Source organism: Streptomyces sp. NPDC046876, assembly GCF_040645035.1.
In the GTDB taxonomy this organism is placed as follows: domain Bacteria; phylum Actinomycetota; class Actinomycetes; order Streptomycetales; family Streptomycetaceae; genus Streptomyces.
In genome coordinates, this window is sequence record NZ_JBEYXK010000005.1 from 198,852 (window position 1) to 209,528 (window position 10,677).

General features: G+C 74.6%; 9 protein-coding genes. 3 read left to right on the forward strand and 6 right to left on the reverse strand.

Going from position 1 to position 10,677, the window contains the following annotated elements; all coding sequences use genetic code 11:
• Positions 1–407: 407 nt before the first annotated feature.
• Entirely contained in the window at positions 408–1,505 is a 1,098-nt protein-coding gene (locus ABZ924_RS05600; protein ID WP_361904490.1) for a tyrosine-protein phosphatase, read from the reverse strand.
• Between the two features lie 266 nt (positions 1,506–1,771).
• Between ABZ924_RS05600 and ABZ924_RS05605 the strand changes: the two genes are divergently transcribed.
• From ABZ924_RS05605 to ABZ924_RS05615, 3 genes are all read left to right on the forward strand, one after another.
• On the forward strand, positions 1,772–3,142 hold the full coding sequence (locus ABZ924_RS05605) for an ADP-ribosylglycohydrolase family protein (RefSeq protein WP_361904493.1): 1,371 nt from the start codon (positions 1,772–1,774) through the stop codon (positions 3,140–3,142).
• A gap of 166 nt (positions 3,143–3,308) precedes the next feature.
• Positions 3,309–4,169, forward strand: a complete 861-nt coding sequence (locus ABZ924_RS05610) for a TIGR03619 family F420-dependent LLM class oxidoreductase (RefSeq protein WP_361904496.1) — start codon at positions 3,309–3,311, stop codon at positions 4,167–4,169.
• Positions 4,170–4,184: 15 nt separating this feature from the next.
• Entirely contained in the window at positions 4,185–4,445 is a 261-nt protein-coding gene (locus ABZ924_RS05615) for a hypothetical protein (RefSeq protein ID WP_361904499.1), read from the forward strand.
• A gap of 27 nt (positions 4,446–4,472) precedes the next feature.
• Here ABZ924_RS05615 and ABZ924_RS05620 read toward each other — a convergent pair whose 3' ends face one another.
• The 5 genes from ABZ924_RS05620 to ABZ924_RS05640 all read right to left on the reverse strand — a co-directional run bounded on the left by ABZ924_RS05620 (position 4,473) and on the right by ABZ924_RS05640 (position 10,338).
• Complete coding sequence (locus ABZ924_RS05620) at positions 4,473–5,693, reverse strand: glycosyltransferase (protein WP_361904502.1); 1,221 nt, start codon at positions 5,691–5,693, stop codon at positions 4,473–4,475.
• 144 nt (positions 5,694–5,837) lie between these two features.
• Positions 5,838–6,626 carry a DUF4239 domain-containing protein gene (locus ABZ924_RS05625; RefSeq protein WP_361904505.1) on the reverse strand — a complete coding sequence of 263 codons (789 nt, stop codon included), beginning with the start codon at positions 6,624–6,626 and terminating at the stop codon, positions 5,838–5,840.
• Between the two features lie 64 nt (positions 6,627–6,690).
• Entirely contained in the window at positions 6,691–7,008 is a 318-nt protein-coding gene (locus ABZ924_RS05630) for a hypothetical protein (RefSeq protein ID WP_361904508.1), read from the reverse strand.
• Between the two features lie 100 nt (positions 7,009–7,108).
• Positions 7,109–8,602: an aldehyde dehydrogenase family protein gene (locus ABZ924_RS05635; protein ID WP_361904511.1), complete on the reverse strand. Its 1,494-nt coding sequence runs from the start codon at positions 8,600–8,602 to the stop codon at positions 7,109–7,111.
• On the reverse strand, positions 8,599–10,338 hold the full coding sequence (locus ABZ924_RS05640) for a D-aminoacylase (protein WP_361904514.1): 1,740 nt from the start codon (positions 10,336–10,338) through the stop codon (positions 8,599–8,601). Before ABZ924_RS05640 ends, ABZ924_RS05635 begins: the two co-directional genes overlap by 4 nt.
• Positions 10,339–10,677 lie beyond the last annotated feature (339 nt).

Here is a 10,677-nt window from a genome sequence, read left to right on the forward strand (position 1 = left end):
CGTGGGGGCACCGCCCCGCCAACCCGGCTCCGCCCGGACCCGCGCCTCAATCGCCGGCGGGGCTGGACTGGCCGGACCCCCGCCCCAGGTACAGGCAGAGCCGGCTGGACCCTTGGGGCTCCGCCCCAGACCCCGCGCCTCAAACGCCGGCGAGGCTGGATTGGCCGAGCCTCGGCTTCGAAGGCCGCGCAGGCTGGGCAAATCCAGCCCGCGCGGCGTTTGAGCGCACCGGGCGCGAAGCGCACGGAACGGGGTCCGGGGCGGAGCCCCGGTTTCTGGGGGCACCTCCCAGCGGTAGCTGGGGGAGAAGGGGCGGGGTGGGGAACGGGCTCCGCGCAGCGGCCCGGACGGAGCCGGCTCAGGCCCGGCCAGGGGGCAGCCGGCCCTGGGCCCGGCCGGGCCGTGGGTCAGCCGACCAGGAGGTCCTTCTTCAGCTGGGTCAGGTCGCGCGGGCTGACGGCCAACGCATCGTTGAGGTAGCGGTCGAAGGTGCCGTAGCGCGCCTTCACCTCCTCGTACCCGGAGTTCAGGTACTCGGGCCGCACGTCCAGCATCGGCTTGTACACGGCCCCCTGCTGCGCCGGCAGATGCGCCAGCACCGCGTCATTCGCCGCCCGCCGGTAGTCGTTGCTGGCCAGGTAATCCGCCATGACCGTCTCCTTCGGCACGCCGAGTGCCGTCAGCAACGCCGCCGCGCCCCACCCCGTACGGTCCTTGCCCGCCGTGCAGTGGAAGAGCACCGCGCGGTCGCGGTCCCGCTCCATGCCCTGGAACACCCCGGCGTACGCCGCCTTCCCGCCCTCCCCGGAGACCATCGCCTTCTCGGCGTCGACCATGGCCTTGGTCGCCTCCTCGGGCGTCCTCGGCATCGTCGCGAAGGCCCCCGAGCCGGCGAAGACGTCGGCGACGGTGTACGCCGCGCCCGCAGGCACCTTGTCGGGGTCCTTCGTACGCTCGCTCTCCATCCGCAGGTCGAAGACGTTGCGCACCCGCAGCCGCCGCAGCTTGGCCAGGTCGTTCTCGGTCAGCTTGTTCAGCGCGTCGGAGCGGTAGACCTCGCCCATCTTGACCCACTGCCCGCCGGCGGTCCGGTAGCCGCCGGCGTCACGGAAGTTGACGGCGCCCTCCAGTCGGATCAGCCGGTCGGCGAGGTGCAGCGAACCGCCCCGGGCCGGGTCGAAGTCGAACCACTGGCGGTCGGCGGCGGGCAGGCCGGTGACGACGGCGCGCCCCTCGGCCCCGCCCTTGGCGACGACCTTGCCGCCGGCCTTGACCTCGACCCGGCGGACCCCGGGCGCCTTCCACTGCAGGGTGTACGACCCGTCGGCCCCGGCGGTGACGGTGGCCTCCGTGAACGGGATGGCGTTCCGGTCGTGGTGGTGCCCGGCCCAGGGCAGGTCCCAGCCCGCGGAGGCGGCGGAGGCGGCGGTGGCGGCAGGGGCCACGACCAGGGAGGCGGTGAGCGCGCCGGTGACGGCGGTCGCCGTGAGGAATGCCTTCTTCATGCCGCCCAGGCTCCGGGCGTCCGCGGAACTCCGCGTGAACGGGACATGGCCGAAACCAGCCAGCTCGAAGGCAACTGACAAAACGTGCCACCAGCCATCCACCTGCGGTGATCACCACTGCCCGGCACACCACCGGCCCCCTGGAGCCCGTCCACAATCCGGCCTTTCTCCCCTCCCCCGCAGGACTCTCGACCGTCACCTTCCGCTTTTGATCAGGCATGTCCACTACAGTGCGCGCCAGAGCAAGCGGGGTCGGGGGGAGCACCATGGACACGGCGACGAGCGCAGCAGGAGCACACGCGGAAGCGGCGTCGGAACGGCCCGCACCCGCGGACACAGCGGCACCCGAGCCCGCATCCGCGCCCGCGCCCTCCCTGCCCGCGCCTCGTCCGCGCCCCGCCACCACCGCCGCCGCCCCGCCCGGGGCCACCCTCGGCGGGCGGTCCCCGCTCGCCACCGGCCTGTGGGGCCGCGCCGAGCAGCAGGACTTCCGCAGCCGGGTCCGCGGCACCCTCCTCGGCTCCGCGCTCGGCGACGCCCTCGGCGCACCCGTCGCCGGCCTCTCCCCCGACGCCATCCGCGAGGCCCACGGCCCGCACGGCCTGATCGACCCGGCCCCCGCCCACGGCCGCCGCGGCGCGATCACCTCCGTCACCCAGCTCACCCTGTTCACCGTCGACGGCCTCATCCGCGCCCACGTACGCCGCGACACCGGCGCCTGGCACCCGCCGACCGACGTCCACCGCGCCTACCTTCGGTGGGCCGCCACCCAGCACGACTGGGGCCCCGACGAACGCCGCAAGGACAACGGCTGGCTCGCCGGGCAGGAATGGCTCTACGCCCGCCGCGACCCTGACCGCAACTGCCTGACCGGCTTCGCCGACACCGTCCTCGGCACCCTGGCCAACCCCAAGAACCCCGCCGCCCGCGACGCCGCAGCCCCCGCCCGCTCCGCCCCGTTCGGCCTGCTCATCGGCTGGGAGCCCGCCCTCGTCCTGCAACTCGCCGTCGAGTGCGCCGCCCAGAGCCACGGCCACCCCACCGCCTACCTCGCCGCCGGCGCCTTCGCCGTCATCGTCCACGGCCTGACCCGCGGCGACACCCCCGACTCCGCCGTCCAGCGGGCGTTGGGCCTCCTCGGCTCCCGCCCCGGCCACCAGCCCGTCACCGACGCCCTCCAGCACGCCGTCGCAGCCGCCGCAGCAGGCACCCGCCCCACCCCGGGCCCCAGCACCGGGGCCCCCGACGCCGCGGCCCCCAACACCACGGGCCCCGACGGCACGACCCCGAATGCCGCGGCCCCCGCCGACACGGGCCTCGACACGGCCCCCGACGCCGCCGCCACCCTCGCCACCGCCGTCCACTGCGCGCTCGCCGCCACGGACGTCCCGAACGGCCTGCGCCTCGCCGTCAACCTCGGCGGCAACTCCACCGCCGCCGGCGCCATGTGCGGAGCCCTCCTCGGCGCCCTCCACGGCGAGACCGCCCTCCCGGCCGCCTGGCTCGCCGACCTCGAAGGCCGCGCCACCCTGCTGGAACTCGCCGACGACTTCGCCTTGGAGATGACCCAGGGCCCCGCCCTCCACACCCCGACCACCGCCGCCCCGGGCTGGCTGGCCCGCTACCCGCGCGCCTGACGGGCCGGGCCGGCGGATGGACCGGGCCGGCAGACGGCCGGGCTCGGGCGGCTGTCCGGCCGCGAGCGGTGTCGGACACAGGGGCGGGCGAGCCCGCCGCCCCCTGCCGCTCCCGCCCCGGACGCCGTAGCTTTGGCCGTACCACGCCACGGAGGTTGCCTCGCCCATGCGGATCGCCACGACCATCTTCCTGACCGACCGCTCCGTCACCCCCGTCCACCTCGCCCGCAGCCTCGAGGAACGCGGCTTCGCCGGGCTCTACCTGCCCGAGCACACCCACATCCCCGTCGCCCGCGACACCGCCGCGCCCATGGGCGGCGACCTGCCCGAGATGTACGGGCGCACCCTCGACCCCTTCGTCGCCCTCGGCCAAGCGGCCGCCGTCACCAGCCGCCTCGGCCTCGGCACCGGCATCACCCTCGTCGCCCAGCACGACCCCATCGGCCTCGCCAAACAGGTCGCCACCCTCGACCACCTCTCCGGCGGCCGCTTCACCCTCGGCGTCGGCTACGGCTGGAACGTCGAGGAAGCCGCCGACCACGGCGTCGAATGGCACACCCGCCGCGACCTCGTCCGCGACAAGATGGCCCTCATGCGGGCCCTGTGGGCCCCCGAACCCACCGCGTACGTGGGCCAGTACGCCTCCGTCCAGGCCAGCGCCGCCTGGCCCAAGCCGGCCCAGCCGCCCCGCGAGCTCGGCCCCGGCCAGCCCCTGCACGGCCCCCGCACCCTCCTCGGCGGCGCGGCCGGCCCGAAGCTCTTCGCCGCCGTCGCCGACCACGCCGACGGCTGGCTCCCCATCGGCGGCGGCGGCCTCACCGAATCCCTCCCGGTGCTGCGCCGCGTCTGGGAGGCCGCGGGCCGCGACCCGAAATCCCTCCAGGTCGTCCCGTACGCCGTCCGCCCCACCCCGGGCAAGCTCGCGCACTACGCGGAGCTGGGCATCGAGGAGGTCGTCCTCCAACTCCCCTCCGCGGAGGAGTCCGAGGTGCTGCGCACCCTGGACGACTACGCGCAGTACCTCTGAGGAGAGCCGCCGCACATGCCGGGCCAACGCAAACGCAAGCGCGCAAGGGAACGGGGGCTCCGCGAGTCGGAACTCCCGCCGGGCCACTGGGAACCGCTGTTCTCGACGCAGGACCAGGCTGAGCTGAGGGCGTACGTCCGCCGCCTGCACGAGGAGCGCACGATCACCGACCCGCGCCTGCTCCGCATCGACATGTTCTGCGGCCGCCTGCGCCACCCGACGACCCACCGGATCAGCGTCTACGTCCCGGACCAGCCGACCGCGGCCGCCCCGTAGCAGTCGCGTCCAGGCCGGAGCCGAGGGCTACGCGCCGACGCCCTCCACCAGCAGCTTTGCCGCCAGCGCCGCGCCGTCCGTGCGGAACGCCCCGGAGACCGCTGCTGCCCGTGCCCGCGTCTGTGGGGTCAGGGCCGTCTGCAGGGCCGCCGACAGGGACTCGACCGTCGGGGTCGGGCCCTCGTGGGCCGCGCCGATGCCCAGGTCGGCCACGCGGCCGGCGAAGTAGGGCTGGTCCGCGCCCTGGGGGACCACCACCTGGGGCGCGCCGGACCAGGTGGCCGTCGTCGTCGTGCCCGCGCCGCCGTGGTGGATGACGGCGGCCGCCCGACGGAACAGCGCCTGGTGGTTGACCTCGCCGACGGCGAAGCAGTCGTCCTGGTCGTCGATCAGGGCCAGGTCGGCCCAGCCGCGGGAGATGACCACCCGGCGGCCCTGCGCGCGGATCGCCTCGATGGCCACCCGGGCGACGTCCTGCGGATCCCGCATCGGGATGCTGCCGTAGCCGACGTACACCGGGGGCGTGCCGGCGTCCAGGAACTCCACCAGTTCCGCGGGGAGCGGTCGTTCGTCGGGCAGGACCCACGCCCCCGTCTGCAGGACCTCGAGGTCGGCCGGCTGCTGCCACGGGGCCAGGGCCGGGTCCGCGGCCAGCCACGGCCGGTCGGTGAAGACGTGGTCGCGGATGTCGTCCAGGGGGGCGAGGCCGATCGACTCGCGGTAGGTGTTGATCGGCTCACCGAACACCGCCTGCACGTCCTCGGCGTCCTGGTCCCACAGCGCGCGGTTGTCGGTCACGTCCGGCGGGAGCGGCCGGCCCGGGCGCGGGATCGGCGGGTGGTGCGGCGACGGCAGGCTGACGGGCTGGTAGCTCGCGTACACGTACGGGATGCCCAGCTGTTCGGCGGCCGCCCGGACACCTGCCACGGCGGGTACGAGACCGGTCGCGACCAGTACGTCGAACCCCTCGGCCACTGCCGTGACGTTCTGGTGGAACGCGGCGACCAGCTCGGCCGCACGCTTGGGCACGCCGCCCGCGGTCGGCGGGACCTTGCCGGTCACCAGGTCGCGCACCGACTTGCCGGTCGGCACCATCTTCACTCCGACGACGGCGAGCCGCTTCTCGAACTCCTCGTCCGTCGGCGCGCAGACCAGCACCTCCGCGCCGAGCTCCTGCAGCCGTACGGCGAGCCCCACCAGCGGCTCGACGCCTCCGCGGGAGTCGTAGGCAGACAACAAAACGCGCATGAAGTGCTCCCGTTTCCGCAGTCCTTGATCTTGATCGCGATTCTGCGGTACGCCAGGGGCCTTGCCGCAAGCCCCCTGGCGCGCTATACGTTGAGAGCGGCGGGAAGCGGCAACTACCTTTCCGCCCCGCCTCCTTGGCCACTCCTACCGCCAGAACTGCGCCAGGGCCGCCTCCTTGTACGGGCTCGGGCTGACGCTCAGTTCGCCGGCGAACGGGCGGTCCAGGACCATCACCAGCAGCAGGCTGAAGCCGATCAGGGCCGCCACCGCCGAGACGAACAGCAGCTGCATCCTCAGACTGCGCAGCCCGAACAGGAACGTGAGCGGGAGGATGACCAGCGCGCCTCCGTACACCAGCACCTGCAGCAGCATCGGCAGGGACGTACTGGCCATGTCGATGCGGGCCCGGCGCTGGGCGGCGACGTCGTTCAGGCGGCCCGCAGCCTCGTCGTAGAAGGTCTCGCTGCGGTGGCCGGTGGGCTCGTACGCCTGGAGCGCCTTGTACAGGCCGTGCGTCTGTTCGGCGGTCGCGTCGTAGCTGGGGCGGCCCTCGCGCATCAGCGGCCACTGGACCTCGACGACGGCGTGGACGTAGTCGCCGACGGCGTGTTCCACGCGGGCGCGGTCGGTGGGCGGGAAGGCCTCGGCGCTGCGGACGATCAGGGCGAGGTCGGTGGCCTCCGTGGCGACGGTGGTCTGGGTGTTCTCGAGTTGGGTCCAGAGGGTGACGACGACGAACGCGAGGATGATGCCGTAGATCGCGCCGAACATGCCGAGGGCGACGCCGACCATCTCGTTGTGCTCGCCGCCCGCGAGGTGCGGGAAGCGGCGGCGGGCGGCCAGGCTGCCGGCCGCGGCGAGGCCGACGAAGCCGCCCACCAGGATGAGGCCCAGGGTGAAGGTCGAGAAGGTGTTGAGCAACCAGAGGATCATGCGCTGATCAACGACCCACTCGGGTTGAGGGCCCGGGGTAACCGGGTTACCCGGGCTGGCCGGCTTAGTGGACCCCGGGCGCCTGCGGCAGGCCCTGCAGGGCCGTGCCCGTACCCGCGAGCGAGGAGTCCGTGGACTTGGCGGCCGCGCCGGCCGCGCTCGCCGTCACGCCCAGGGCGGTGCGGGTGTCCTGCACGGCGTGGCCCGGGTGGTCGACGATGTCGCCGACGCGCTTGGCGAGGGGGGCGATGGCCTGGCCGCTGACGGCTTCGCCGTTGGCGGTGGCGGTGGCGTCGGCGTGGGCGGCTCCGGCGGCGAGGGCGAGGGCGCCGGAGGACAGGGCGAGGGCGGCGAGGCTGCGCTTCATGGCGTTGGCGTTCATGCCCTGGTGAACGACCTGCCGGGGGCGGGGGTCACCCCCGGGTCGGCGTGTCGCGCCCGCTGCACCCCGTTCGGGCTCGGGCTCGGTCCTCCTCCGACGTTCAGCCCGGCCAGACGATCGACTGCACCTCGCTGTACGCGTGCAGCGCGTACGAGCCCACGTCCCGGCCGACCCCCGAGCGCTTGAAGCCGCCGAACGGCGCCTCCATGTTCCGCCCGATCGTGTTCACCCCGACCCCGCCCGCCCGCAGCCGCCGCGCCACCCGGAAGGCGCGCGCCGCGTCCCCCGACCACACGTAGCTCAGCAGCCCGTAGTCGCTGTCGTTGGCCAGGGCGACGGCCTCGTCCTCCCCGCCGTCGAACGGGACGACCACCACCACCGGCCCGAAGATCTCCTCCCGGACCACCCGCATCCCGCTGGTGCAGTCCACCAGCAGCGTCGGCGCCACGTAGAAGCCGCCACCGCCGCCCACCACGGGGCGCTCCCCTCCGTACGCGAGGCGCGCCCCCTCCTTGCGCCCGATCTCGATGTACGACTCCACCCGGTCCCGGTGCGCCGCCGAGATCACCGGGCCGACCACCGTGCCCCGCTCGGCCGGGTCGCCGACCTTCATGTACGCGAGGTAGCCGGTCAGCTTCTCCACCAGCTGGCCGTACACCGATCGGTGGACGATCACCCGGGTCGGGGCGGTGCAGATCTGCCCGCTGTAGAAGGAGAAGGTGGTGCCGATGCCGGCGACCGCAGCGTCCAGGTCGGCGTCGTCCAGCACGATCGCCGCGCCCTTGCCGCCGAGCTCCATCAGCTGCCGCTTCATCGTCCGGCCGCAGACCTCGGCGATGCGCTGCCCGACCGCCGTCGACCCGGTGAAGGACACCATGTCCACGTGCGGGGAGGCCACCGCGGCCTCCCCGACCTCCACCGACTGCCCGCCGACCACGTTCACGACGCCGCGCGGGACCCCGGCCTCGGCCAGCGCCTCCGCCACCCGGAACACCGACAGCGGGTCCTGCGGGGCCGGCTTGACCACCACCGTGTTGCCCATGGCCAGGGCGGGGGCCACCTTGCCCGCCGGGTTGGCCCACGGGTTGTTGTACGAGGTGATGCAGGTGACCACGCCGACCGGCTGGCGCACCTCCAGCGCGCCCAGGATGCCGGCCCGCCCCATCGGCCCGGCCTCGGTGACCTGCGGCGGCAGGCCCCGCTCCACCGGTTCCAGGGCGCCCTTGGCGTACCGCCGGAAGCGGGCCACCCCGACACCGACCTGCATGCCGCGGGCGATCGCCGTCGTGGCACCCGTCTCGGCGCGGGCCAGCTCCGCCCACGGCTCGTACCGCTGCTGGATGATGTCCGCGGCCCGGTCCAGGACTGCCGCCCGCTCCTCCGGCGGGGTGCGCGCCCAGCCCTCGAAGGCCTCGGCGGCCGCCGCGGCCGCCTCCAGGACCTGGGCGGGCGAGGCCTCGGGGGCCAGGCCGACCACCGACTCGTCGGCCGGGTTGACCACCTCGTAGTGGCCGCCGGCCGGCTCCACCCAGTCACCGCCGATGAAGAGGCGCTGCGGCCCCGCTGCCGCTCCCGTTCCCGTTTCCGCCGTCATCGGGTGCTCACCGTCCGCGTGTCGCGGCCCGAGCGCAGCACGGTGCCCGGGACCGCGCCCGTCACCTCGTCGTCGCGGACCGTCTCCACGCCGTTGACCCGTACCGACACGATGCCGACCGCCCGCGCGTCCAGCCGCGGGCTGTTGCCCGGCAGGTCGTGCACGAGCGTCGCCGGGCCGGCGTCGATGCGCTCCGGGTCGAAGAGCACCAGGTCCGCGTGCCAGCCCTCGGCGATCCGGCCGCGCTCGCGCAGCCCGAACAGCTGCGCCGGGTCGTCGGTGAGCATCCGTACCGCCTGCTCCAGCGGCAGCAGCTTGCGACCGCGCAGGCAGTCCCCGAGGAAGCGGGTCGTGTACGGGGCCCCGCACATCCGGTCCAGGTGCGCGCCCGCGTCGGAGCCGCCCAGCATGACGTCCTCGTGCTGCCAGGTCTCGGCGCGCAGGGCCCAGCTGGCCGGGTCGTTGTCGGTGGGCATCGGCCACAGGACGGTGCGCAGGTCGTCGTTGGCGCAGATCTCGACCAGGCACCGGAAGGGGTCCTGGCCGCGCTCGGCGGCGATGTCGCGCACGACGCGGCCGCTGAGCCCCTCGTTGTCCTTGCTGTACGTGTCGCCGATGACGTAGCGCCCGAAGTCGGCCAGGCGGCGGAACACCCCGGCCTCCTTGCTGTCGGCGCGGCGCAGCATCTCCGCCCGGACGGCGGGGTCGCGCAGCTTCGCGATCCGCTCGGGCACGGGCAGGCCGAGGACCTCGCCCCAGCCGGGGATCAGGTTCAGGGCGCAGAACGTTCCGAGCGACATGTTCATGGGGGTGAGGATCGGCATCGTGAGCGCGACGATGCGGCCGCCGGCCTTGCGGGCGCGCTCGCTCGGGACGAGCTGGCGCGGGACGCGTTCGGGGACGGCGGCGTCGATGGTGAGGACGTTCCAGTTGAGGGGGCGGCCGGCGGCGGCGGACATCTCCACGAAGAGGTCGATCTCGGCGTCGGAGAACTGGTCCAGGCAGCCCGCGACGATCGCCTCCAGCTGGGTGCCCTCGTGCTCGCCGACCGCCTCGGAGAGGGCGAGCAGCTCGGCGGGGCCGGCGTGGCGGGAGGCGACGGGGGCGCCGTCGCCGTCGGAGTGGGTGGAGGACTGGGTCGTGGACAGGCCCCAGGCGCCGGCGGCCATGGCGTCGTGGAGCAGGTCGACCATCCGGCGGAGCTGGGCGGGGGTGGGATCGCCGCCGACCGCGTCCTCGCCCATCACGTACCGGCGCAGGGCGCAGTGGCCCACCATGAAGCCGGCGTTGACGGCGATGCGGCCCTCCAGGGCGTCGAGGTACTCGCCGAAGGAGGACCAGGACCAGTCCACGCCCTCCTCCAGAGCGGCCAGCGCCATCCCTTCCACCTTGCTCATCATGCGGCGGGTGTAGTCGGCGTCCTGGGGGCGGTCCGGGTTGAGGGGGGCCAGGGTGAAACCGCAGTTGCCGCCGGCGACGGTGGTCACGCCGTGGTTCATGGAGGGGGTGGCGTACGGGTCCCAGAAGAGCTGGGCGTCGTAGTGGGTGTGCGGGTCGACGAAACCGGGGCAGAGGACGAGGCCGGTGGCGTCCTCGGTGGTGCGGGCGTCTTCGGTGACGGTGCCGGGGGCGGCGATCACGGCTATGCGGCCGCTGCGCAGGCCGACGTCTGCGGGGTGGGCGGGGGCGCCGGTACCGTCCACGACGGTCGCGCCCTTGATCAGGTGGTCGAGCATGACGGTGACGTCCCTTCGCTGTGATGTCCTGCCCCCTGGGCCCCGCCCCAGCCCCCGCGCCTCAATCGCCGGCGGGGCTGGATTGGCCGGACCGCGGCCTCCCACCGGGCGGTTGGGCCCCGCTTCGAGCGCCAACCGGGCTTGCCCGGCCCGGCTTCGCAGCGGGGGTCCGGCAATTGCAGCCTCGCCGGCGTTTGAGGCGCGGGGTTTGGGGCAGCGCCCCGAGAAACCCGGCTCCGCCGGGCACCGGGCTCCGCCCGGACCGGGGGGGGGCGCGCCCCGCCGCGGGGGGGGGGCGGGGGCCCCGCCCCCGCGGGGGGGGGGGGGGCGGGGCCCGGG